The 25650-nt window shown below is 37.1% G+C and carries 26 protein-coding genes and 1 riboswitch; of the genes, 10 read left to right on the top strand and 16 right to left on the bottom strand.

Annotated elements, in window-relative coordinates; genetic code table 11:
* Positions 1-67: 67 nt before the first annotated feature.
* The 7 genes from thrB to QUD79_RS12795 form a co-directional block, all read right to left on the bottom strand.
* Entirely contained in the window at positions 68-1048 is a 981-nt protein-coding gene (gene thrB / locus QUD79_RS12765; RefSeq protein ID WP_184421511.1) for a homoserine kinase, read from the bottom strand.
* Positions 1048-3504 (bottom strand): bifunctional aspartate kinase/homoserine dehydrogenase I, encoded by a 2457-nt coding sequence (gene thrA / locus QUD79_RS12770; protein ID WP_184421508.1) that lies wholly within the window; start codon positions 3502-3504, stop codon positions 1048-1050. Before thrA ends, thrB begins: the two co-directional genes overlap by 1 nt.
* 255 nt (positions 3505-3759) lie before the next feature.
* The gene (locus tag QUD79_RS12775; protein ID WP_184421505.1) at positions 3760-4710 is read right to left on the bottom strand and encodes a sensor domain-containing diguanylate cyclase; all 951 of its coding nucleotides are present in this window, start codon (positions 4708-4710) and stop codon (positions 3760-3762) included.
* A complete protein-coding gene (locus QUD79_RS12780; RefSeq protein ID WP_184421503.1) occupies positions 4710-5318 on the bottom strand; it encodes a chemotaxis protein in 609 nt (202 codons plus the stop codon). Before QUD79_RS12780 ends, QUD79_RS12775 begins: the two co-directional genes overlap by 1 nt.
* Positions 5315-5680 (bottom strand): response regulator, encoded by a 366-nt coding sequence (locus QUD79_RS12785; RefSeq protein WP_184421500.1) that lies wholly within the window; start codon positions 5678-5680, stop codon positions 5315-5317. The genes QUD79_RS12780 and QUD79_RS12785 overlap by 4 nt, the downstream gene beginning before the upstream one ends.
* 426 nt (positions 5681-6106) lie before the next feature.
* Positions 6107-6829, bottom strand: a complete 723-nt coding sequence (locus tag QUD79_RS12790) for a M48 family metallopeptidase (RefSeq protein ID WP_184421497.1) — start codon at positions 6827-6829, stop codon at positions 6107-6109.
* Positions 6830-6849: 20 nt separating this feature from the next.
* Positions 6850-7167 (bottom strand): YebG family protein, encoded by a 318-nt coding sequence (locus QUD79_RS12795; protein WP_184421494.1) that lies wholly within the window; start codon positions 7165-7167, stop codon positions 6850-6852.
* A gap of 176 nt (positions 7168-7343) precedes the next feature.
* Positions 7344-7503: riboswitch (molybdenum cofactor riboswitch) on the top strand.
* Here QUD79_RS12795 and moaA point away from each other — a divergent pair.
* Positions 7490-8461, top strand: a complete 972-nt coding sequence (moaA, locus tag QUD79_RS12800) for a GTP 3',8-cyclase MoaA (RefSeq protein WP_184421491.1) — start codon at positions 7490-7492, stop codon at positions 8459-8461. Its footprint overlaps the riboswitch before it by 14 nt.
* 13 nt (positions 8462-8474) lie before the next feature.
* Positions 8475-9047 (top strand): molybdenum cofactor guanylyltransferase, encoded by a 573-nt coding sequence (mobA, locus tag QUD79_RS12805; protein ID WP_184421488.1) that lies wholly within the window; start codon positions 8475-8477, stop codon positions 9045-9047.
* A gap of 43 nt (positions 9048-9090) precedes the next feature.
* On the opposite strand, the gene rmf is transcribed toward mobA, so the two are convergent.
* The 3 genes from rmf to QUD79_RS12820 all read right to left on the bottom strand — a co-directional run bounded on the left by rmf (position 9091) and on the right by QUD79_RS12820 (position 10420).
* Positions 9091-9264 carry a ribosome modulation factor gene (gene rmf, locus QUD79_RS12810; RefSeq protein ID WP_184421485.1) on the bottom strand — a complete coding sequence of 58 codons (174 nt, stop codon included), beginning with the start codon at positions 9262-9264 and terminating at the stop codon, positions 9091-9093.
* A 272-nt stretch (positions 9265-9536) separates the two neighbouring features.
* Positions 9537-9755 (bottom strand): DUF3820 family protein, encoded by a 219-nt coding sequence (locus QUD79_RS12815; protein WP_184421482.1) that lies wholly within the window; start codon positions 9753-9755, stop codon positions 9537-9539.
* A 182-nt stretch (positions 9756-9937) separates the two neighbouring features.
* On the bottom strand, positions 9938-10420 hold the full coding sequence (locus QUD79_RS12820; protein ID WP_184421479.1) for a YajQ family cyclic di-GMP-binding protein: 483 nt from the start codon (positions 10418-10420) through the stop codon (positions 9938-9940).
* Between the two features lie 143 nt (positions 10421-10563).
* Between QUD79_RS12820 and QUD79_RS12825 the strand changes: the two genes are divergently transcribed.
* A complete protein-coding gene (locus QUD79_RS12825; RefSeq protein WP_184421476.1) occupies positions 10564-10920 on the top strand; it encodes a VanZ family protein in 357 nt (118 codons plus the stop codon).
* Positions 10917-11828: a ketopantoate reductase family protein gene (locus tag QUD79_RS12830; protein WP_184421474.1), complete on the top strand. Its 912-nt coding sequence runs from the start codon at positions 10917-10919 to the stop codon at positions 11826-11828. The genes QUD79_RS12825 and QUD79_RS12830 overlap by 4 nt, the downstream gene beginning before the upstream one ends.
* 88 nt (positions 11829-11916) lie before the next feature.
* On the opposite strand, the gene thiI is transcribed toward QUD79_RS12830, so the two are convergent.
* The 3 genes from thiI to pomA form a co-directional block, all read right to left on the bottom strand.
* On the bottom strand, positions 11917-13371 hold the full coding sequence (gene thiI / locus QUD79_RS12835) for a tRNA uracil 4-sulfurtransferase ThiI (RefSeq protein WP_184421471.1): 1455 nt from the start codon (positions 13369-13371) through the stop codon (positions 11917-11919).
* Between the two features lie 277 nt (positions 13372-13648).
* Complete coding sequence (locus QUD79_RS12840) at positions 13649-14605, bottom strand: flagellar motor protein MotB (RefSeq protein ID WP_184421467.1); 957 nt, start codon at positions 14603-14605, stop codon at positions 13649-13651.
* Between the two features lie 11 nt (positions 14606-14616).
* Complete coding sequence (gene pomA / locus QUD79_RS12845; RefSeq protein WP_184421465.1) at positions 14617-15381, bottom strand: flagellar motor protein PomA; 765 nt, start codon at positions 15379-15381, stop codon at positions 14617-14619.
* Positions 15382-15688: 307 nt separating this feature from the next.
* Between pomA and QUD79_RS12850 the strand changes: the two genes are divergently transcribed.
* From QUD79_RS12850 to QUD79_RS12875, 6 genes are all read left to right on the top strand, one after another.
* On the top strand, positions 15689-15934 hold the full coding sequence (locus tag QUD79_RS12850; RefSeq protein ID WP_184421461.1) for an exodeoxyribonuclease VII small subunit: 246 nt from the start codon (positions 15689-15691) through the stop codon (positions 15932-15934).
* Positions 15934-16824: a polyprenyl synthetase family protein gene (locus QUD79_RS12855; protein WP_286288530.1), complete on the top strand. Its 891-nt coding sequence runs from the start codon at positions 15934-15936 to the stop codon at positions 16822-16824. The genes QUD79_RS12850 and QUD79_RS12855 overlap by 1 nt, the downstream gene beginning before the upstream one ends.
* Positions 16825-16840: 16 nt before the next feature.
* Positions 16841-18706: a 1-deoxy-D-xylulose-5-phosphate synthase gene (gene dxs / locus QUD79_RS12860; protein WP_184421458.1), complete on the top strand. Its 1866-nt coding sequence runs from the start codon at positions 16841-16843 to the stop codon at positions 18704-18706.
* A 116-nt stretch (positions 18707-18822) separates the two neighbouring features.
* Positions 18823-19641: a hypothetical protein gene (locus QUD79_RS12865; protein ID WP_184421455.1), complete on the top strand. Its 819-nt coding sequence runs from the start codon at positions 18823-18825 to the stop codon at positions 19639-19641.
* 80 nt (positions 19642-19721) lie between these two features.
* Positions 19722-21341, top strand: coding sequence for a GGDEF domain-containing protein (locus tag QUD79_RS12870; protein ID WP_184421452.1), 1620 nt, complete (start codon positions 19722-19724; stop codon positions 21339-21341).
* Between the two features lie 275 nt (positions 21342-21616).
* Positions 21617-22525 (top strand): GGDEF domain-containing response regulator, encoded by a 909-nt coding sequence (locus tag QUD79_RS12875; RefSeq protein WP_221435105.1) that lies wholly within the window; start codon positions 21617-21619, stop codon positions 22523-22525.
* A gap of 107 nt (positions 22526-22632) precedes the next feature.
* Here QUD79_RS12875 and ribBA read toward each other — a convergent pair whose 3' ends face one another.
* From ribBA to ribD, 3 genes are read right to left on the bottom strand one after another with little or no spacing between them, the layout of a single operon-like run.
* Positions 22633-23742, bottom strand: coding sequence for a bifunctional 3,4-dihydroxy-2-butanone-4-phosphate synthase/GTP cyclohydrolase II (ribBA, locus tag QUD79_RS12880; protein WP_184421435.1), 1110 nt, complete (start codon positions 23740-23742; stop codon positions 22633-22635).
* A gap of 25 nt (positions 23743-23767) precedes the next feature.
* Positions 23768-24424: a riboflavin synthase gene (locus tag QUD79_RS12885; protein ID WP_184421432.1), complete on the bottom strand. Its 657-nt coding sequence runs from the start codon at positions 24422-24424 to the stop codon at positions 23768-23770.
* A gap of 17 nt (positions 24425-24441) precedes the next feature.
* The gene (gene ribD / locus QUD79_RS12890; protein ID WP_246454848.1) at positions 24442-25575 is read right to left on the bottom strand and encodes a bifunctional diaminohydroxyphosphoribosylaminopyrimidine deaminase/5-amino-6-(5-phosphoribosylamino)uracil reductase RibD; all 1134 of its coding nucleotides are present in this window, start codon (positions 25573-25575) and stop codon (positions 24442-24444) included.
* Positions 25576-25650 lie beyond the last annotated feature (75 nt).

Genomic DNA, 25650 nt, shown 5'->3' on the forward strand with positions numbered 1-25650 from the left:
CTATTACACTTTATATACGTGGTAACAGTATTAAATTTCTATCAATTTAACACGATTAACTGTTGTGCTATGTGTCGTTTTCAATCACACACGCACCCTGATTATCTACTTTACAAACATGAACAAAACCATAGTTTTTACCATCAGTCTCAGTTTGTAAATAATTTATTTTAAGCCACTTAGCAAACTTATTCGCTTTAGCTTCATCATCAACAACGCAAAATAACGTAGGACCCGAACCAGAAATACCAACGGCTAAACACCCTTGAGAAACTAGATATTGCTTAGCTTCAATAAATTTAGGCAATAAATGTTGACGATACTTTTCAGCAACCACATCTGTTAACACTGAGAATGCTTGAGCTTTATCATTTCGATGACATGCGTCAACAAAAGTAGCCAAGTTCTGCCCAAAAGTAATTAAATCAGCCCTGTTATAATGAGCGGGAAGCACTTCACGAGCAGCTTTAGTTGATACTGAAATGCCTGGATAGGCCATCACATAAAAACAATCATCAAACTGTGGTAAATCTCTGCTAATAATATTAGCGTCAGGCACCATCAGCTGCATGCCTCCTAAATAACAAGGCGCAACATTATCGTAATGTAGGCTTCCACTAATTTGAGCTTCCATTTCGCCCATCATTAATAGCATTTTCTTTTGATTAAAGCCCGTATTATTGAATTGTTGATAAAACTGATTTAATCCTTCAAGTGCTGCAACAACCGAACAGGCACTTGAACCTAAGCCACTACCTACTGGCATTCTCTTATCTAATGTTAAGGCTAACTTTACTGTGTTATGTCCAGCTTGCGCCATCGCTTTATTAAATAAAGTTAAACAGTGCCAGACAATATTATCTTTCACATTTCCTGGTAGCTTATTCGAGAACTCGCCAATAACAGACAAACTGTCTTTATCTGCTTGTACGATAGACACTACATCGCCTAGCAATGTTCCGTCAATAGGTTTTACGCTCAATCCTAATACATCAAACCCTACGCTAACGTTGCCAATTGAGGCTGGAGCAAAAACTGAAATAGACATTAGTGTTGTTGCTCCCAAGCCAATGTTCTTAACAAGTCACCAAAAACCCCCGCAGCTGTCACTTCAGCTCCTGCACCGTAACCTCTTAACACAAAAGGTAATGGTTGATAATAACGACTATGTATAGCAAGAGCATTTTCACCATCTTTAATACTGTATAGAGGGTGACCCACTCCAACTGCTTCTATTGAAACACGACATTTACCATTAATAATATTACCGATATAGCGCAGAACTTTACCTTCATCTTTAGCTGCTTCAACCCGTTGTGCAAAAGCATCATCCAATGTAACTATATTTGCCATAAATTGTGAAACATCGCCACTATCATCAAAGCCTTGAGGTAAAACAGGTTCAATTTCAATATCAGATAATTCTAATTTCATTCCAGCTTCACGCGCCATAATTAATAATTTACGAGCAACATCTAAACCACTAAGGTCGTCACGAGGATCTGGTTCAGTAAAACCATTCTCTTTAGCGATTTTTGTTGCTTGTGATAAACTCATACCTTCGTCTAGTTTGCCAAAAATATAAGAAAGCGAACCTGACAACACCCCTTCAAACTGAACTAACTCATCACCCGCTTTAATTAAACTTTGTAAGGTATCAATTACCGGTAGACCTGCTCCCACCGTTGTTTCATATAAAAAACGACGATTAGTTGTTTGCGCTGCCTTTCTTAATGCTTGGTAGTATTCCCAAGAATCAGTATTCGCTTTTTTATTTGGCGTAACTACATGAAATCCTTCTTGTAAAAAATCAACATAGCTCATCGCTAATATTTCATTCGATGTAGAGTCTACCAAGACGGGATTAATTAAATGATGATCACGAACAAATTGCTTAATATTTTCAGCATTAACTTCAACGGGATCTTTACCCAGAAGACCTTGCCAGTTCTCCAAATCAATACCATCAGCTTCAAAAACCATACCCTTGCTATTTGCTAAGCCATAAACTTTCAAAGATATATTTTGTTCTTTCAATTTTGCTTGTTGACGGAAGATTTGCGCAATAAGTTCACTTCCCACTACACCACAACCTACCAAGAATACATCGATAGTCGGTTTATGAGAGAAGAAGTTCTGATGACTGACTTTCATAGCAGCAGTACATTTACGTTTCTCAATAACCACTGAAATGCTTCGTTCTGAAGAGTCTTGGGCTATGGCAACCACGTTTACACGCGCTTGGGCCAACGAGCTAAAAAACTTCGCCGCAACACCCTGTTGATGGTGCATACCATCTCCGACTAATGAAACAATAGAAAGTTCGTGTTTCAAACCTATTGGTTCAAGCAAGCCATTGAGTAATTCTAGTTCAAACTCTTGCTTCAAACAGCTTTCAGCAATAGCAGCATCAGCAGAATAAATACAAAAGCTAATACAATATTCACTGGAAGATTGGCTAATTAACACTAATGATATATTTTCACGGCTCATCGTTGCAAAAACTCGGCTTGCCATGCCAACCATACCTTTCATACCTGGACCTGAAACGTTAACCATAGTTAAGTTATCAAGATTAGAAATAGCCTTTACTTGTTTTTTCTTATCGTTTTCGTTAGCAATTAAAGTACCTTGGGCTTCTGGGTTGCCAGTGTTTTTAATTAAACAAGGGATATGGTATTGAGCAATTGGGCCAATGGTTTTGGGGTGTAATACACTCGCACCAAAATAAGAGAGCTCCATCGCTTCCTGATACGATAAATAATCAAGTAAAGTTGCATCTTTAATCAAGCGCGGATCTGCATTATATACACCATCTACATCTGTCCATATTTCGCAACATTCTGCTTGTGAACACACAGCTAAAACAGCTGCGGAATAGTCAGAGCCATTACGACCTAAGGTTGTTATGCTACCTTTTTCGCTCGTGCCAATAAAACCGGGCATAAGCGAAACACGATTTAACTCACTGTATTCTTTTTGGAACGCCTCTTTACATAACACTAAATCAGCTAAAGCATTTAAAGAAACATTATTCGTGTAAAGAAACTTTTCTGGTTCGATAATAGAAGCGTTAATTTCATTAGTTTTTAACAAGGAGGTTAAGATTGAAACACTCATACGCTCACCAATACTAATTATAATTGCACGTATATGGTCAGGACAGTATGAGAGCATTACAGCGCCTTGCAAGTAACGCCCTAGTTTGTGTTCCCAAGTAGCCAATAATTCATGTGTTGCTTGTCCAGAGAATGTAGGTATTTTAGTGGATAGATCTTCAACAATAGTGGTTATAGCGCGGTTAAACTGAATTAAGTCACTGCTAAGCTTTACTTCATCTGTAATATTTTCAGCCATTGCAACTAAATGATTCGTTACACCTTGTGGCGCAGAAACCACTACAGCTAGTGGTGAGTCTTTACTTTTTTCTTTGATGATCTTAGCAACCTGGATAAACCTATCTGCAGTTGCTAATGACGATCCACCAAACTTTAATACACGCATTTTTACATCCCCTAAAAACAAAAAAAGTCCGTAACCTTGATGGTCACAGACTTCGATAAAATACTTCTTTTTTATACGTCAGCCAATAACCACCAGTCGTGTGAGAATGGTAGTGGTAATAATAATGGTAATGCGGCTGATAAATAAATTCATGACGATAAAATGCCCGATTTGCTAATTAGTGTCAACCTTTATCTATGACTAAAAAGTTATAATTTATGAATAAAACGGCAGTTGAAGTGAATAATTGAATGTTTATGCACATTCTCTTGTTTCTTTAGCGGTAAAAACCATATTACGGCCTGAGCTTTTAGCTTTATATAATGCAATGTCGGTATTTGAAATCAGATCTTCGTAGCGTTTATCTTCGTTGTTCATAACCGCTACACCTACACTAACGGTTGCTTTAATATGATCTTCTTGAAAAGTGACAGTCATATTTTCAATGGTACTTCGTACCCTTTTTGCAACATCAATAGCGCCAGTTAAATCCGTTTCAGGTAAAATAATAGCAAATTCCTCTCCGCCATATCTGCCAAAAATATCACAAGTGCGTAAAAGTGATTGCACCTGAGTTGCAACATCAATTAACACTTTATCGCCACCTTGATGCCCAAAAGTGTCATTTAACAACTTAAAATAGTCGAGATCAAACATAATTAAGGCCAAGCCATGATCATAGCGTCTAGCTCTTGAGAACTCATTAGCTAAACACTCTTCCCAGTGTTTTCGGTTAAAAACCTGAGTTAAGCCATCAATTCGATTTGATAGAGCAAGTTGCTCTAGCGCACCATTCAACTTTGTTTGATAATGGTAAACGTCGGTAGCATCTTCAATTAAGATACAAATATTCGTTATTTTACCTTCATCAATTACCGGAGAAAATGTACAATTTTGTGCCATAAAGACACTGTCTGTAGTAATAGGTCGGGTGTGAGGTAGTTCAAATAAATGATGTCGTTGCTCCCAAGAGCAGAAAGATTGTGTATTTAGCTGGGTTACACTTGATAACTTTCTTTCAAACCATCGCTGAGGTAATTCAGAAAAAACCTCAAATATATTTTTTCCTAGCACCTCATCTGATTTTTTATTCACATGAATCTGCATAAACCGATTCCACATGACAATATTATAATCAAGATCTAATACTAAAATTCCAGTATTTATTTTATCTGTTATATGTGAACAGTAACTATCAAGTGACATTAAAAAGACGCCAAAATTCTATCGAGTACATCGGTTATATTATTAATTGCAGACTCTGGTATCAGCAAAACCATATCGCAATTAAACGAATAGTCTGTTACTTGGTAAGTAATTTTTACTTTCAGAGCAAGATCCCAATTAAAGGACTGTTGTTCAATGTGTTCAGAAATTGCACCTTTATTAGAAGAAAGTAATCTAGGCGCACTATAAGACATCTGATTTTCAATCTGGCTAGCAAAAACATTCAAAAATGTTGTCGTTAAAATTGAACTTAAATCGATAATTTGCTCTTCAACTGACAATTCACCGGGTTCATACCCTAATAAATCGGCTAACTTATCAGAATCTTTTGGTTGATAAATAAGTAGGGCTTCACCACGAACGCCTTCATAGCCAAAAAAACCCTGGCTAACAACTGCAACTCTATCATCTTCAGAGTTTAATGCCCCAATAATACATTGAGAATCAACCTGTTCAATACTCGGTACTTTTAAATGAACAAACGTATCCAAATAGCGTGCTAGTTGGTCACTCGCTTGCCCCATGGCAACATTTATAATTTCTTGCAGGCAATCTTTTTGATCTTCCGTTAAATTAATATTTTTCATAGAAACCCGTGTTGCTCAAGTTGCGCAATTAATACTTCACTTTTAACCGGTTTTTGAAGAAAAGCTTTAGCACCTAATTCTAATACCTTACTTTGCATTTCAGGTTGAATATCAGCAGAGATAACAAAGACAGAAATATTAATATTATTGTCTTTAATGCCTTGTAAAACCCCTAAGCCATCTAAAATAGGCATTGTTAGATCAAGAAATAATAAGTCAAAGCTCTGGCTTGTTAATAATTCTAGTGCTTCTTGGCCGTTAGTAGCTAACTGTACGTTAGTGGATAATGAATCTGGTAAACTTCTTAGTACTTGCTTACGTGCTAAGTTAGAGTCATCACAAATAAGGATTGACGAGCTCATAAAATGGTAAGTCCTATAATTATTATTTTTATACTGCTAATTTACCTTAAATATTCCCTGGTGTTAATGCACAATTGCTAAAAAGTCCTACTTTATTTGTAGTAGCCCTTCTACAAAGCTTTACAAAAGAATAAAAACTTTACTTTACAACAAATTAGATAAAATATCACAAAAAAGAAACACAAGAGAAACAATAGTAATAATCAATTACAAAGTTAACTGCTATTACACAAGCTAAAAGTGTTTACGCTATAAAACCATTAGTAAAGTATCCAATATCAACAATGATAAAAAGCATGAAGTTAAATATAAGCAAGTTATTTTCACACGATAACTTTTAAATTCCATTATTTCCTCTATTTTTCGGCTGACGATTTAGAGATAATCAATCAATTTCCATGCCAAAAATTAAGTTTTAGATTGAATTTAAAGAGTCCACTGTAGTTTATGCTGATGTTTTTTTAGCCACTGTTTTGCTAATAAATAATTTGGAGAGTATTGCGCAACTAAAGACCAAAATTTAGGACTATGATTTAAATGTTTTAAATGACACAGTTCATGCACAATGACGTAATCAACAACCCATTTAGGGGCCATCATTAACAAATAATTAAATTGAACATTACCTAAACTATTACAACTCCCCCAACGGGCTTTATATTGGCGAATAGTAATGTTTTTGGGTATAAGTAACGTTTGTTTGGCTAAGTTTTCTGTTCGTGGAATTAGGTACTGTTGAGCTTGGCACTTTAACCAGCGCTCTAGTAATTTTTTTAGTCGTTGCCGCATTGGTGCATCAGTTATTAAAGCGGCGGTTGACATCGACTCTGGCGGATATATTTTATTAACTTTAAGGCTAACTTGAAAGCAATCTCCATCAAAATATACATCGTGTTTAATCGCATTTGTCACATTAAGCGGATAAAGATTGCCGTCAAACCACATTTGGCCATTAACGCGTAGTTGGTTTTGGTGTTTTTGTGCTAAGATCTGTTGATTGATTTTTTCTTCAATCCACGCTGATTTATTTTCCAGCAACTTTTCAATATACTGCTCCTTTATCTTTAATGGCGCACGCACAACAACCCTACCTGCAATAACTTGCAAGGAAATAGATGTTCTTCTACTTTTTACTAATTGATATTCCACTTTGATAGAAAAGCTACAAATTAAGCCGCGTCGCTTGCTTTTTTATTTGTGTCTAGATCCTCAACTTTTTTAGCTTTATTATCCGCTTTTACTTTGTTAATCGGCTTTGGTTTCTTTGCTTGTAGGGCAATCAACACCTCTTCTCTATTTTGTGCAAGATAAATACTTAATTCTTCCTGTAATGCTTCAGAAAGTTCGACTGGCGCATGTTGAAACATTTCAGCAAGGTTGTCAGCCATGTCTAACATTTTGTCATATTCATCAGCGGCTTTCTTATCCATAAATGTTTCTACCTCTACACCTTTTCTCATGACGACATATCTAGTTTCTACTGCCATTTTTTTCCCTTAATCTACTATCAGTACAATTAAACACTTTAACGCTGTATGCATACACAGTAATATACGCTTATAACTAATGATTGCAAGTGAAAATAGATTATCTTTACATTGAATATTATTCAATTTTTTAATAAATACAGACATCCTCTGTTAAGTTGCGTACACTAATTACACTCAATTTAATTCGCCGAGCTCAACGAGCTTCACCTAATAGATTTAGGTATGCTTTTTTAGCCGTGGTTTCTGCCTTATGCAGGTAAAGTAAACCGCCAGGGTCACAATGGAAACGTTTTGACCTCCCGACATTTGGAAAGGTGAGATGTTAACAGATACTTATGGACGCAAGTTTAGTTATTTGCGACTTTCAATTACCGATGTATGCAACTTTAGTTGTAACTATTGTTTACCTGATGGCTACCAGTGCAATTCTGATAGAGACTTTCTTACAACCACTGAAATTTCTCGTATTATTACAACATTTGCAGAGCTGGGTACCAAAAAAATCAGAATTACAGGTGGCGAGCCATCATTACGAAAAGACCTTCCTGAGATCATAGCAATTGCTAATCAAACCCCAGGTATTGAAACAGTCGCACTTACCAGTAATGGCTATAAACTATTCGACCACATTAATACATGGCTTGATGCCGGGTTAAGCTCACTCAATATTAGTATCGACAGTTTAGATCCTCGGCTATTTAATAGCATTACTGGGCATAACAAATTGCCTTATATTCTAAAAGGTATCGACAAAGCTTTCACATTGGGCTGCAATAATATCAAAGTAAATAGTGTATTAATGAAATCGTTTAATCATCAGCACATGAGCTACTTTTTCGATTGGCTTAAAGAAACCCCAGTTACAGTAAGGTTTATCGAATTAATGCAAACTGGTGATAATGCGACCTTTTTTAATGAGCAACATGTTTCAGGTCAAAATATTAAAAACGACTTGTTAAAGCAGGGCTGGCAGCTGAAAAAAAGAGCTCAAACTGCAGGACCCGCAGAAGAGTTTTTTCATAATGACTATGCTGGAAGTATCGGCTTAATAATGCCCTATAGTAAAGATTTTTGTAATACCTGTAATCGCCTTCGCATAAGTGCGCTGGGTAAATTGCATTTATGCTTATTTGCCGAACAAGGAATGTCTCTGCGTGATCTGCTCCAACTGGAAGATAATACCGCGCTCAAACGTGAACTTATCAAATTACTTGCTGATAAAAAATCAACGCATTTTTTGCACGACAAACTTGTCGGTGCTACTGAAAATTTAGCGATGCTAGGCGGATAAAAGGTTAAGCTATATGATACAAAGAACGTTAGGTGTTGTACTTGCAGGAGGTCTTTCATCACGAATGAAGCAAGATAAGGCATCCCTGCAAAGAAATCATCAAACAATGCTTGAGTTTAGTCGGTCAACACTAGAAAAATGTGATGTTGATGATATTGTGATCAGTGGTAGTAACTACCAAGTTAAAGACGCTTATATAAATTTAGGCCCTTTAGCTGGTATTTTTAGTGTTATTAAACAATGCCCTGCGAGTGCCTTACTAATTATGCCGGTAGATTTACCATTAATAACCCCTGAAATTTTAATGCAGTTAAAGCTAGTAGGTGAGCTTAGTAATAAAGCCTGCTCATATAAAGACCATCCTTTACCTTTATACCTGCCGGTTAATAGCTTTGTTGAACTTTTTATACAACAAGCGTTAAGTAAAAATTCACTGATTGAAAAAGGGCCATCTATTCGGCAATTATTCAAAGCAATACCCCATCAGGAAATTAACCAACCCGATCAAAGCTGTTTGTTCAATACAAACACACCTGAGCAATGGCAACAAGCACAACGTTTTTTTAGTTTGACCAGTAAATATTAGTTAATAAAAAGCCCTCTTTAGAGGGCTTAAGTCAGCAATATATTTATTTGAATAACCCTGAATGTCGATCAGAAACCGCTTCTCGCCAACCACCTAGCCATTCAGATCTAGCCGTAGTGTTTTGATAGGGGCAATTTTCTTTGTTTCTACCACAAAGGCCTGCTTGGTAGCCATTTGAGTATGCTCTATCTAAACGATCTCGTTTTTGTCTTCTCATTTATAAATCTCCATAACTTACTAATAAGCATAGCTTTATTAAATAATTACACAATCGAACATTCACTAGTTCGATAATTCATTTAAGATCATAATGTAGTGCTTTGCAAGTAGTATAGTCCTGAGAAATGACCAAAATAACGAGAAGTTCATTATTGAATCTATGTGCAAAAACTGTCGAATTATAATTCATTGTAAAAACAGCTTGTTATTAAAAGTGGAACGAAAAACTAGATCTATGAAAGACATTATTGATAATTAATTGGTCTATTATTAATTTTTTAATAAAGGCTTAAGCATTTCTTCAAGGCCATTAAGTTTTATTTCATACATTAATGCTAATTGCTGACCGAGCTTACCTTCTGGAAAACCTTTTCCATGAAACCATACTAAATAGGGTTCGGGTAAATGCAGTAACTTTCGACCAGCATATTTGCCAAATGGCATTACTTGATTAACCGTACTAATAAGTTCTTCTTGCTGTGGAAGCATTATGTTACCTAAATTAAATACAAAGGGGTTAAAACTACGCCAATAATGTTAGGTGCTTATAGTAGGACGTTTTGCTCTTTGAGGCCCAAGTTGGTTACCGCACAAAGCAACACGCCTTAGTCTTTATAAACAATAGCATATGTGCATTTCATAAGTTTTGAACGATAAGTTAAGTTATGGGCTTAATCTCTGAAGTTAGTAAACTGAAATGATTGTTCAAATTCACCATTTTTAACAAGTTGCATTACAGCTTGTAAATCGTCACGTTTTTTACCAGTAACACGCAATTGCTCTCCCTGAATAGCAGCTTGAACTTTTAATTTGCTGTCTTTAATTAGCTTCACTACCTTTTTAGCTACCGGTTGTTCAATCCCTTCTTTAAATGAGACATTAACACTGCAACTTCGCCCAGAAAATTCGTATTTACCAACGGTCATTGCTTTAGCATCAATACTGCGCTTAGTTAATTGCGAGCGTAATATATCGACTATTTGCTTAACCTGAAAGTCACCTTCAGACTTAATGACCACATTGGGGGTTTTCCACTCTAAGCTTGCTTCCACACCACGAAAATCGAATCGTGTCGCTAGCTCACGACTTGCATTATCAGTTGCATTGCGTACTTCTTCTAAATTTATTTCTGACACTATATCCATTGAAGGCATAACAAGACCCTAACCAGTTAAATAAACAAGATTCTAACAAAATATTCATCATTGCTGAACCAAATTATAGTTATTCTTCAAGACCATGGTGCTTTTTCGTTATCATGCTAAAATAACATTCTACTTTCCTAATACCTTTAACAATGAACCGCCATTACCAGTTACTTATCGTTTTAATCGCTCTTACTATCAGTTTAAGTACGTATTTTATTTCAGATGAAATACGTGCAGTTATTTTTAGAGGTACACAAATTGATTCTGTTGGGCATATAATCAGTTTTTTCCTGCTCACATGGTTATTGAATAGCATCGCCAAACTGCCACTGATAAATTGTGTAATAACCATTAGCTTATATGCGGCATTAACAGAGTTTGGGCAGTACTATTTGGGCTTTCGCAATGGTGAAGTTAGCGATTTTTTTGCAGACTTGGTCGGTATTGCATTATTTGCCACACTCAAGTGGGCAGTATTACTATATCGTCAAAATAAACTGACATGAAAATTGTTATCATCGGCCAAGGCGCCATTGGATTACTGTGGTATCGATACTTATCGTTATCCAATAACAACAATGTTCAACTAATATGCTCTAAAAACATTACTCGCCCCCCCAAGAGATTCACTTTTACGAGTTTAGATAATAAGTCTGAGCAAATAGACCTTGTTACAGCGTCACAAGAGTCAATTAAAAGTGCTGATTTAATACTGCTCTGTGTTAAAGCATTTCAGGTTGTTGATGCAATTGATAGTGTAAAATGCACCATTAATCAAAGCGCCGTTATAGCACTATGCCATAACGGTATGGGGGTTGCTGAAAAATTACCACAGCGTATTATAAAAAAACACAATATACTTTCGATGCTGATCACTCATGGAGCAAAAGCTAACGCATCTTTTAATATCACTCATACAGGCAATGGTAAAACTGATATTGGAAGTGTTTATGGCAAGTTAAATAACCATACTAAGGAGCGGATCCTCAAAACGCTCAATAATGCGCTTCCTAATGTTTACTGGCAGCATAGTGTAAAACAACAGCAATGGGAAAAGCTTGCAATTAATTGTGTTATCAACCCAATTACTGCAATAAATAACATTAAAAATGGGCAAGTTAATAATATCGAATATAAACAGGAAATAAGTGAAACAATAGCTGAGTTAGTTACAATTGCTCAGATGGAAGGTGTTAACCTAACGAGTGAATCGCTGATAACAACGGTAAAAAAAGTCGCTTCTCTTACAGCTGAAAACACCTCTTCTATGCTCAGTGATATTTTAGCTGCTCGTAAAACTGAGATCGACAATATCAATGGCTATATTCATCAACTTGGTATTCACCACAAAATCGCAACACCACAAAATACATTTTTTTGGCAACAAGTTAACTCATTAGAAAAAAGGAAGTAGCCGTATAAAAATCTCAGTTCGTGTTAACAATTACTTAATCAACGCAACATTATTAAATACCGCGTTGATTACATGAAAGCGGGCAAGGTTATTTTCGATATACTTTCACATTTGTAAAACCATTATCAATTAAATACAGTGCTTGTAACTTACTCATAACTCCTTTGTCGCAATAAAGTAAATATTGTTTACTGTTATCTAAATCACCAAACTGGGTTGATAATTTATAAAAGGGTATATGCTTAACTTCAATACCATCTATAATTAATGGGTTTTCATCTTCTTCTTCAGGGCTGCGAATATCAACAACAATCTCATTAGCGGTAATTTCACCTACTGTTTCAACAGCTGTTATTTCTGCTTCAGTTTCCTGCCCAATATCACGCACGTCTGACACTCTCATTTGGGCAACAACCCTATCAAGGATTGAAAAATCAAAGTTTTCTTCTTCTTTCTCAACTTTCGATAGAACTGCCTTTACCGTCGGCTTTTTCGAAATAACGCCACAGTACTCAGGAATGGTTTTAGCAAAGTCTTCTGTGCCAATTTCACGAGCAATATCAATAATTTCTTGTTTATCATAAGCAACCAAAGGGCGTAAAATTAAGGTTTCAGTGACTCGGTCAATCACATTTAAATTAGTGAGCGTTTGACTTGATACTTGACCTAAGCTTTCACCCGTTACTAATGATTGAATACCTCTACTTTCAGCAATTTTAGCTGCTGCACGCATCATCATTCGCTTTAAAACAACACCCATTTGACCATTCTCAATTTTCTCTAGAATTTCAGCCACAACAGGCTCAAAATCTACCGCATAAAATTTTGTACGATGAGAAGCACCAAATTTATCCCACAAATAATAACTTACTTGCTTAACACCTACCTCGTGTGCTGAACCACCTAAATTGAAAAAGCAAAAGTGTGTACGTGAGCCTTTCTTAATCATTTGATAGCTAGCGACACCAGAATCAAAACCTCCAGACATTAACGACAGCACATCTTCTTGGGTTGCAATAGGAAAGCCACCTAAACCTTTAAACGTGTTACTAACAACATTTAGTACATTATTTTTAATTTCTAAGCGAACAGTAACATCTGGCTTTCTTAACTGAACTTTTGCACTTTCAACATGCTGGTTTAAACCGCCACCCACATACTGTTCAACATCTAATGACTTAAATTCATGCTTCCCTGTCCGCTTAGCACGAACACAAAACGTTTTATTTTCAATTGTTTTTGCATGAACTGCTAAGGTTTTTTCAAAAATGTCATGTAGATCTGTAAACTCCATTTGCTGCACTTCAAGAAAAGCAGGTACTCCAGGAATACACTTTAACGCTTCAATCAATGCCAAACGATTTTCAGGAGTATTATTTTTAGTGTTAACTTCTATATTATCCCAATTAACTCGTGTCGTTACTTGCTCATCAATACGACGCAGTACATTTTTAACGCTAGACTCAAGGATTTTAGTAAAGCGCTTGCGTACTGGGCGACTTTTAATAGTGATTTCAGCTTGTAATTTTACGATAAACTTCATGGTAATTAAGGGACCTACATAAATTATTGGCGCGAATTATACACAGTTAACACTAAATTTGGTACATGCCAATTGAATTAATGAGCTGAACACATAGTAAATATAAAGGTGTAAAGACAAGGTATTGATCGTAAGAATGGTTATTTTTCGTAACTGCTCCAGTAAATTACATCCATGTAATCACCTTTGCTATAAATCAGTGGCGCGTAATAGGTGCCTTTCAAGCTCGGCTCTACAAAGCTCATTAGAGCCTATAGTCTCAAAAACTCAACAGACCCTAATTACTGGCCTCGTTAGAAATTGAAATAGGCTCAGACACCTTTGCTTTACCTTGATTAATCGCAATTTCAACTCGTCGATTTCGGCGGCGGTTTAGCGCATTACTATTGGGCACTAATGGCCTTGTATCAGCATGACCTACAACTAACATTCGTGTAGCATCAAAATCTTGTACCTTTATTAATTCATGAGCAATTGCAACTGCACGCTTACTCGATAAGTCCCAGTTAGAACTATATAGCTCCGAGTTCATACCTTGGCTATCTGTATTACCCGACACCATTATTTCGCCTGGAATTGTGGTTAATAACTCTCCAATTTTTTGAACAATTGGCTTAAACTTAGGCTGTAAAAATGCTGAACCTGCAGCAAATGAACCATTCTCACGTATTCGAATTATCACTTGTTGTCCCAGAGATTCAAGTTCAATCGCCCCGTCTTGTATTTGCTTTTCCATTTGCTCAGCAATCTTCTTGACCAACTCATTAACTTGCTCTTTAGAAGCTTGTTCAAGTGCATCTTTTGCTTGCTGTTCAGCTTGAGCTGATTGGGAGTCATCAGTACTTTGCGATTGTCCACCTCGTTCTGCGCCACGTTGCTCTTGGCGACCACCCGCCGAGGTTTCATCACCCGCTTGAAACTCCAACATTTGCTGTGTCATTTCAACAGTTTGTTGTTGAATCACTTCAATAGGTGTTGGTTCTGGTTTACCCGGACGAAACTCTTGCGCAATAATACTAGTGCCTTTTGGAATATCTTTTACTTCAATTTTATTTTGTACACCAAACGCAAACTTCATTGAACCTGCAATTTGTTTAAACTTAAGTACATCCATTTCTGAAAAAGACAACAACAACACGAAAAAGCACATTAATAATGACATTAAATCGGCAAACGTTCCCATCCACGCGGGTAGTCCGGGTGGTGGGCATTTACATTCTGGAGGATTAGCCATAATTAATCTCGTTACTCTTCAGTGGTATTCACAACACGTTTACCTTCCGATATATAATTTTTCAATAATCCCTCAATTACTCGTGGGTTTTGCCCATCTTGAATGCCTAATACTGCATCAAGAATTAATTCTTGGTTTAACTTTTCCTCAGCAAGCCTTAGTTTTAGTTTATTCGCAATAGGGATAGCAATTACGTTAGCTAAAAATGCGCCGTATAGTGTGGTTAATAATGCAACGGCCATAGCGGGACCGATCGCTTTTGGATCATCCATATTTGATAACATTGCAACTAAACCAATGAGCGTTCCTATCATCCCCATTGCTGGTGCAACTTCAGCTAAAGCCATTAGCATACCTACACCAGTTTCATGACGTTCAGAGGTTAAATTAATATCTTTTTGTAACGTTCCTTTAACGACATCGGCATCATGCCCATCAACCAGCATATCTACACCTTTTTGCATAAAGGCATTCGATATTTCTGCTTCTTCTAATGCTAAAAAACCACCTTTACGTGCTGCATCTGCCATTTCAACTGACTTTTCAATCAGCTCTTCTGGTTGTTCAATTTTGAACATAAATGCTTTAGCAATAATCTTCCCAATCCCAAAAAACTGACCAAGAGTATAATTTGATAAAACAACAAAGGTAGATCCACAAAAAACAATCAATATAGACTGGGTATCGATAAACATGCTGATATCACCACCCAGCACCATCGCCATTACGATAAAACCAATAGCCCCTAAAATCCCCAGTAGCGTAGCTAAATCCACAAAATGTCTCCCCTATACGCTGTTTTAATAACAACCTTTGTTTTGCTTATACTTTAAATAATACAATAAGGTTTAAATATACGCGACTATATACGAATATAAAATTGATGTTGCTCTTTTATTATCGCCCATATTGTCAATAACTTAACTTATAATTAAGATTATTTTGTATTTTTCATTTTTATCACGCAATAAAGATAACTTAATGTTAGATTGACCAAAGGGCTTAGCTAAGGTAACTTTGCGCTTTAAATCCTTCTTTCCATTTATCTATAGCATCAATCGCAATATTTTGGCACTAAAAACTATGGCACGTAAAAAAATAGAAAACTTAAGCTTTGAAGAGTCTTTGAAAGAACTTGAACTAATTGTTCAAAAATTAGAAGCCGGAGAGCTTAGTTTGGAAGACTCAATGAATTTCTTTGAACGTGGACTTAATTTAAGCCAATTAAGCCAAGAAAAACTTCAAGACGCGGAACAAAAAATTCAAATGTTAATGACAGCAAATGGGCAACAAACCCTAACTGATTTCAACGTTGAAGAGAACGAGTAGTGAGCCAGCTAATCGATATAGAATATTTACAACAGCATATAGATCACTTTCTTACCAGTAAACTCGATCAACTTAATGTAAATAATGACGAATTATTAGCCGCGATGCGTTATGGGCTTCTAATGGGTGGCAAACGCATGCGCCCTTACCTTTCTTACGTCACCGCAATTACACTAAATGTTGAAAGTACAGATGCCGATGCTATTGGCGCTGCAATTGAGTGTATTCATGCCTATTCGTTATTGCATGATGACTTACCTGCAATGGACAATGATGACCTTAGACGAGGAAAGCCAACTTGCCATAAAGCGTTCAATGAAGCGACTGCAATACTTGCAGGAGACAGCCTACAAACATTGGCCTTTGATATCATTGCCAACCATGAATTTTCACCTTACGGTAAGACCAAACAAGTTAAGCTAATTCAACAACTTGCTAATGCAGCTGGATATCAGGGTATGTGCGGCGGTCAAGCAATGGACTTAGCCGCAACAGATAAAACAATTACACTAGCTGAGCTAGAAAAGTTGCATGCGTTGAAAACAGGCGCACTATTAGAAGCTTGTGTGTTGATGGTCGCTGAATGCGCTGAACAAGTGAGTGACGAAGATAAAAATCAGTTGGCAATATTTGCCCGAAGCATAGGTTTAGCCTATCAGGTTCGAGATGATATAATCGATATTACCTCTACCGAAGAAGAGCTAGGTAAACCGTGCGGTTCAGACCTTGCAGCTAATAAAAGTACTTATCCTGCACTACTGGGGTTAAAGGGCGCACAAGAAAAAGCTGAACAGTTATATCAACAAGCACTTCAAGCTTTAGCCCGTTTGCCTTACAATACACAAACTTTGTCGCAATTCGCTACATTTATAATAAAGCGAACCAGTTAACCTGGCTAATATTACTATGACTAAAAACCTTAACGACTTTCCATTGTTGTCTCAAATTGATTCGCCAAAAAATTTACGCGAATTAACCCGTTCTCAATTGCCACAGGCAAGTGATGAACTGCGTCGTTATCTTTTGAGCTCGGTAAGTAAGAGCAGCGGGCATTTTGCATCTGGCTTAGGCACTATTGAATTAACCGTTGCGCTTCACTATGTCTACAACACCCCCTTCGATCAGTTAATTTGGGACGTTGGTCATCAAGCATACCCACACAAAATACTGACGGGTCGCCGCGATCAATTACATACCATTAGACAAAAAGAAGGCTTACACCCCTTTCCTTGGCGTGAGGAAAGTGAATACGACGTGCTTAGTGTTGGCCATTCCAGCACTTCTATTTCTGCAGCATTAGGGCTTGCCGTTGCAGCAGAAAAAGAAGGAAAGAAACGTAAAGTTGTCGCCGTAATTGGTGATGGCGCAATGACGGCAGGTATGGCGTTTGAGGCATTAAACCACGCAGGTGATATTCATAAAGATATGCTGGTTATTTTAAATGATAACGAGATGTCGATCTCAGAAAATGTTGGCGCATTAAATAATCACTTAGCTAGAATGCTATCTGGCAGCTTATATACTGGGATACGTGAAGGAAGTAAGCGCATACTTAAAAATATACCTCCAATTAAAGAATTGGCAAGTCGCGCTGAAGAACATTTAAAAGGTATGGTTGTTCCTAGCACTTTTTTCGAAGAATTAGGTTTTAACTATATCGGCCCTATTGATGGCCATGATGTAAATGGCTTAGTAGATACGATTAGCAATATGCGGAGTTTAAAAGGGCCTCAGTTGCTTCATATTGCCACCAAAAAAGGTAAAGGTTATCAAGCAGCCGAACAAGACCCGATAAAATACCATGCCGTACCAAAATTTAACCCGGAAGAAACTTCCTTGCCACCAAGCAAGCCAAGCCTTCCCACTTATTCCAAAATTTTTGGTGATTGGTTATGCAGAACTGCAGAAAAAGATGAGAAGTTAGTAGCAATAACCCCGGCAATGCGAGAAGGCTCAGGCATGGTTGAATTTAGCCAGCGCTTTCCTGAAAAATACTATGATGTCGCGATTGCAGAGCAGCATGCCGTTACATTTGCTGCAGGCCTAGCCATTGGTGGTTATAGCCCTGTAGTTGCTATTTACTCAAGTTTTTTACAGCGAGGTTACGACCAATTTATTCATGACGTTGCTATTCAAAACTTACCCGTAATGTTTGCTATTGATAGAGCAGGTATTGTCGGTGCAGATGGTCCAACACACCAAGGTTCATTTGACCTAAGCTTTATGCGTTGCATTCCTAATTTAGTTATCATGACCCCTAGCGATGAGCGTGAATGCCAATTAATGTTAACCACCGGACATCAACTCAATCAACCATCGGCTGTAAGATATCCGCGAGGCAACGGTTTAGGTAAAGAGTTACCACAAATTCATGAAACTATAGAAATTGGTAAAGGAAGAATTATCCAGCAAGGTCAGCGTGTCGCAATATTAAGCTTTGGCACAATGTTAAGCCAAGCCCAAAAAGCTGCAACAATATTAGACGCGACACTAGCGGATATGCGTTTCGTTAAACCGTTAGATCACAATTTAATTGACCAACTCTGTGAAGCACATGACACTATCATAACCATAGAAGACAATGCTATTGCTGGAGGAGCTGGTTCTGCAGTTAATGAATATATTTTACAGCAAGCACGTAAAATTAATATTTTAAATATAGGTTTACCTGATCAATTTATTAAACACGGAACTCAAGAAGAAATTCATCATGAACTTGCTTTAGATTGTGAAGGTATTGTGAATAAAATTAATACTTTTTTATCGCTATAGACTGACACCAGACAGCTGATATAACCTTACACTAGTGTTGTAAAATTTCGACACTAGTGATTTTTATAACCGCAATGTATAAACTTTAACTTCTCAGTTTTAAAAAAGGATCTTTAATGCTTAAGCAACAAGCGTTTGCGCTTATATTTACCCTACTAATAATACCTTTCATAAGCAAAGCTGACGGTCTTGCCGATTTAAATCGTGCATTAACTACACTTAAAAGCAATAGTCCTATTAGTGCAACACTGATCGCGACAAATTATTATCAGCAGGGTGAAGGAAAAGAGAAAATTGTACGCACAGGTAAAGCTGAAATAATCTTAAACGATAGCGATAATGGTCTTCAGATTACCTATAGTAAAGAAGTACTCTCAAAGTTAGAGCTTGAGTCAAGTGAGCGCATCAATAATGAAGATGCAGACACACCAACACTCAACGCTATTGATACCAATAGAGCAACTGAACTTAAGTCAACCTTATCAGCTGCTCCAGGTATAGAAAGAACCTTAGCGCAAGCCACATTCTTAAGCGAAGAACAGGTAATCGTTGACGGGAAAACATTGCGACAACTCAACTTTGAATTGCCTGTTAGCTCTATTATCCGTGATAAGCGTACCCGTAAATATGTTAAAAAATTCCAAAGTCAGTACAGTGTTATTATTTCTGATACAGGTGTGCCCTTAACAACAGAATTAACTTTTAATGGTAGAGGGCGTGCATACTTAGTATTAAGTGTTAAAGCAGACGGTTTTGAACGCTCAACTTATCAAATAGTTAATCAACGATTAGTTAAAATAAGCAACGAGGGTGGCTCAAAATTTGATTCCACCTTCGGCTATACAGAGCGTAAAAACAGTGAACGTTTAACCGTTCCTCTCATACAAAAAAAACGTTTGGCTGACGAGCTAGTGGCAATCGCAGAGCAAAGATAAATTTTCATAGTTAAACTCGATTTATAGTAAATTCAAGCTATACTTAAGCTTGTAATCGGTACATTGTTAATGGAATATCAATGAGTACAGCAGTTTTATCATCTATTTTTCTATTTACTTACATATTATTGTCGGGAAACTTCGCCTTTGCCAATGCAAATAATACTGCCCAACAATTCACTCAGATAGATCTTCAACTTAAATGGCGGCATCAATTTCAATTTGCAGGTTACTATATGGCCAAAGAGAAAGGCTATTATAGAAAATACGGCCTAGAGGTTAATTTAATTGAACGTACTACCGGCCCTTCGCCTATCGAAAAACTCAGCTACGGCGATGTAGATTATGCCATAGGAGCTGCTGGTGCTATTGTTTATAGAGCAAATGGCGTTCCTTTAGTTGCTTTAGCGAGCTTTTTTCAGCATTCCCCCTCGTTACTTATTAGCCGTTATCCCAAGCTTTCAGATCTGATTAACAAGAAAGTCATGATAACTAAGGGTTTAATGAATGCTGAAATAATTGCAATGTTTAAAAAGTATCACCTGCATACCAACAAGATGAATATTATTGCAACCCAAGAGTCTCTCACTGAATTTATTAAAGGTAATGTAGATGCTTATAATGTTTACACATCCAATGAGCTATATTCATTAAATAAGAAAGGCGTGGAATTTTATGCATTTCGCCCGAGTGATCATGGTATAAACTTTTATGGAGATGTTTTACTTACCTTAGAAAATACGGTTAATAACAAGCCCGAGGAAGTCGAACATATCACAGAAGCCACCATTGAGGGCTGGCGCTATGCAATTAATAATATAGACGAAACAATAGACATTATTGTTGAGAAATATAATAGCCAAAACAAAACAAAAGCAGAGCTCAAGTTTGAAGCCCAACAACTCATTGAGTTAATGTATGCCGACATTATACCTTTAGGTTACATGAACAGTGAGCGTTGGGAGGCAATTCTGTTAGCGCTACAAGAAGTTGAAATTTTAGACAACCCTCAAGTAGATCTTAATCGTTTTATTTATTCATCAACTTCAAAAGTTTCAGTTTGGCAAGCACTTGTAAACTTTAAAACTCAAGCCTTAGTACTACTTGTTATTTTATTTACTATTGCATTAATTTTTCATAATCGTCGTTTAAAAGTCAAAATTAGAGAGCATACCCAGCAACTTGACCATGAACGAGTTAAAGCAGAAAAAGATGCCAGAACTGACTCGTTAACTCAACTTGGTAATCGACGAAAGTTTATGGAAGGAATTAATCATGACTTATCGATAGCAGCACGAAACAAGCTAGATTTTTCAATTACCTATATTGATATCGACTTTTTTAAAACCATTAACGATACCTATGGTCACGCTGCTGGCGACAAAGTTCTACAAGAACTTGCTGATATTTTAAAGAATAACACCCGCCCTTCAGATAATGTTGCTCGTATTGGCGGAGAAGAGTTTTCAATTACTAGCTTAGGAAAAAATAAAAGCACGGCTGCTGCACTAGCAGAACGTATCAGAAAAAAAGTAGAAGAGCACACTTTCATGCTTGGAGGTGAAGAAGTAAAAATTACCATTAGCCTTGGCGTATCCACATTAACCGACACTCAAACAAGTGATGAATTGTTAAAAAGTACAGATGATGCGCTTTATAAAGCTAAAAACTTAGGCAGAAACCAAGTGCAAGTCGCATAACCTATTCTAAGTTATTACTTAACCTGAGCTCGGGATAATGGATGGGCGCAAAAATCGTAGCATCGGTGTACTTAGCTTACCCCGAACTCAGGTTACTTACCGCGATCAATTTAACATTCATTAGCCATTATTCAGATATGAATAATGGCTTAGCGCTATACCAATTGGCAATACCCCTTATTACTGTTCTTTTACCCATTAATACTGCTAAAATCAAATGATACACGTCATAAGGGTTAGGCGCTCAGTGCTTAAGTAAGGGGTAAATATTAATAATGAATATTGATCAAGAAGTTAAAGACACATTACCTCAATCAAAAATTCTCATTGTAGAAGATCAACCAATGAATGTTGTACTACTACAAAGTATTCTTTCAAGTTATTATCAAGTTAGTGCTGTAGAAAGTGGTGAAGATGCCATCAATGAATGCCGAACGAATATGCCAGATCTTATTTTACTCGACATTCAACTCACGGGTATTAGTGGTGTAGAAGTATGTCAGCATCTTAAAAGCGACCCTAGAACTAAAGATATCCCTATTATTTTTATCACTTCACTCCAAGAGCATGAAGATTTTTTCTGGGAAGCTGGTGGTGTCGACTTTATTCCAAAGCCGATAAGTTATAAAACTGTTTTTAATCGCGTAAAGTCTCATTTAACGCTTAAATTACAACGTGATAAAATAAAAGCGTTAGCGTTCTTAGATAGCTTAACAGGAATTTATAATCGTCGATATTTCGATACACACTTAGCTCAAACTGAACTTATCTCTCAAAGAAATGATGATGATTACGCACTTCTTCTTATTGATATAGATTTTTTTAAACAATTTAATGACACTTATGGGCATATCAATGGAGACATAGCACTTGTAAAAGTTGCAGAAACTATTGTGAGAACGTTGAATCGACCGAGTGACTTTGTAGCACGCTTTGGTGGTGAAGAATTTGCAGTAGTTTTACCTTCGACAAATTTAAATGGTGGGAAGTTGATTGCCGAAAAAATTATTGAAAATATCTTAGCCCTTAATTTAACTCATGGCTCATCTCCCTTTAAACGCTTAACTATAAGTATTGGCCTTACTACATATCGTAATCTAGATAATAATAACAAGATCATTCAACAAGCAGATGAAAATTTATATTCCGCTAAAAGATCAGGGCGCAACCAAGTAACTCATTAAAGTCAATTGCATTCATCAAATGTTAAAAACGCAACGTTATCTTTTAAAAATACGTATAACGTTGCGTTGTTATAAGCGGTAGTTCAACAGCCCTAATGAAACAGGTATTACTCAGAGATATATTCAACCACTTCTAAACCAAAACCCGATAATGAATGATATTTAGTTTGAGAGCTTAATAAACGCATTTTACTTACGCCTAAATTTGCTAATATTTGCGAGCCTACGCCGACATTTCGCGAACCCACATGACGCTTTATTTCTTTAACTTCTTCGCCAGCATCAAGTTTGGCATATTTTTTAACCTGTGCGATCAACTCTTCTGGCGACTCATGCTTACCTAGTAGCACTAAAACACCACCTTCATTACCAATACGCTCTAACGCATTGCCAATTGGCCATTTAGCCACGCTTTCTCGCTGGCTAAATAATAAGTCTCTGAAAGTGTTTTCTAAATGCACTCGCACTAAGGTTGGTTGATCTGCTTTAATGTCACCTTTGGTTAAAGCAAAATGCGCTTTACCGTCTATTGTGTCTTTAAATACGGTTAAATCAAATTCACCAAATGCGGTCGGTAGTTTGCACTGTGAAATTCGTTCTATAGTTGTTTCATTCGCATTACGATATTCAATTAAATCAGCAATAGTACCCATTTTAATATCGTGTTTTTTTGCAATGACTTCAAGGTCAGGGCGACGCGCCATAGTGCCATCTTCGTTGAGTATTTCAACAATAACAGCAGCAGACTCTAAGCCGGCTAAACGCGCAAGATCAACACCAGCTTCAGTGTGTCCTGCTCTATTTAATACACCGCCATCTTTCGCAATTAATGGGAAAATGTGACCTGGTTGAACAATAGAGTGCTGGTTAGCTTCTTTAGAAACTGCTGCAAGTACTGTTGTTGCTCTATCTGCTGCAGAAATACCAGTGGTAACCCCCTCAGCCGCTTCAATGGACACTGTGAAGTTGGTAGTAAACTGAGCATCATTTTTCTCTACCATTAATGGTAAATTCAAACGTTTACACTTTTCAGCCGACATCGGCATACAGATCAAACCACGACCATGAGTTGCCATGAAGTTTATGGCTTCTGGAGTTACTAACTCTGCCGCCATAATGAAGTCCCCTTCATTCTCACGATCTTCATCGTCCATCAAAATAACCATCTTGCCTTGTTTGATGTCTTCAATGATCTCCTGCGGAGTATTTAAATTCATGACAACCTCTTAAAATTTTAAAGTATTATTTAATAAATCCGCTTTTTTTCAATAAAGCTTCTGTAACGTTACTTGACGCTACCGGTGTTTGTTTCTTTAATAATAATCGTTCGATATATCGAGCCATAACATCAACTTCAATATTAACAGGCGTACCAACTTTGTATTGGCTGATCACTGTTTTTTCAGTCGTGTGTGGCACTATCGTTAATCGAAAACTGTCTTCAAGTACAGTGTTTACCGTTAAGCTAACACCATCAACAGTAACTGAGCCTTTCTCGGCAATATAATGCGCGATTTCATCAGACATGTTGATCCAATAGTCAATACTATTACCGCTAGGCGCAATTGACTTTATCGTTGCTACCGCATCTACATGCCCTGATACAATGTGACCACCAAATCGTGTCGTTGGTAACATCGCTTTTTCTAAATTAACTATTTGATTTACCTGATAACTGCCAAAGCCTGTGCGAGTTAGGGTTTCTTTAGAAACATCAGCACTAAAGCTTGACGAGTCAAAAGCAACAACCGTTAAACAAATGCCATTGGTTGCTATTGAGTCACCTAAATTGACATCGCCCATGTCTAATGATTGGGTATCAATAGTGAGTCTTGCGCCATCTGCTGTGATATTGATCTGTTTTATTTTACCTACGGCTTCAATAATTCCAGTAAACATAATTCTTCTCTTTTAAACTAGTGGTTAAATACCGCGGTAATACGAATATCAGGGCCTACCATAGTAATGTCTTTAAACGTTAATTTTTTCGCTTCATCAAGCGTTATTAAACTTGGCATTGACACTAAGCCTTGAGCGTTATCAGCCATTAACTTAGGCGCTTGATATAGTATTAATTCATCTACTAAATTGTGCTCAATAAATGCGCCTGCTAAGGTTTTACCCGCTTCAACTAGCACATTATTCAACCCCCGTTGGCCTAGCAAGGCAATTAGGGCTGGCAAATCAATGTAGCCTGAAGGTTGCATTTTAACTTGTACTTGTTCTACAAAGTGCGGCCATTGATGCACATTTTCAATAGCTGCTCTAATTAATAAAATAGGTGCATGTTCACCCAAGTCGTTAAATAATGCTAAATCTGGTGTTAATCTATTTTTACTATCAATAATAACGCGAACAGGTTGCCTTAATTCTGTATCAGGGTAGCCAAGTTGCGCTGCCTCGAGCGCTGAAAAACGCACTGTCATACGGGCGTTATCTAAAATAATAGAGTCTGCGCCAGCAACTATTGCACAACATTGAGCCCTAAGCTTTTGAACATCTTTTCTCGCTTCAGGTGAGGTAATCCACTGACTTTCGCCGCTTGCCATTGCCGTTTTACCATCCAAACTTGCTGCCAACTTACAGCGAACATACGGCACTTGATGTTTCATCAGCTTAATAAAGCCAACATTAAGTGCCTTAGCATCAAGTTCTAGTAATCCTGACTTGGTTTCAATACCTGCTTGATTGAGCATCGCCAAACCACGGCCACTCACTTGAGGATTAGGATCAACCATTGCGCAAATAACGCTATTTATGCCAGCATCTATCAGTGCTTGTGCACAAGGTGGTGTTCGCCCAAAATGACTACAAGGCTCTAATGTTACATAAGCAGTTGCGCCTTTTGCTTTCATGCCTGCTTGAACAAGTGCATTAACTTCAGCATGACCTTGCCCTGCCTTTACATGAAAACCCTCACCCACAATTTTTCCTGCTTTAACAAGCACGCAACCAACACGGGGATTAGGAGACGTAGTAAAGCGCCCTTTTTTTGCTAAATTAATAGCACGTGTCATAAATTGGTGATCAAGTAATGTAAATTCTGTCAAAAAAAGCCTATGTAAGTTTAGGTTTAGTAATACTCACCGAACGAAAAAAGTGATCACTTTTTTCTTATTCGAATT

Source organism: Thalassotalea piscium (genome assembly GCF_030295935.1).
Classification (GTDB): domain Bacteria; phylum Pseudomonadota; class Gammaproteobacteria; order Enterobacterales; family Alteromonadaceae; genus Thalassotalea_B; species Thalassotalea_B piscium.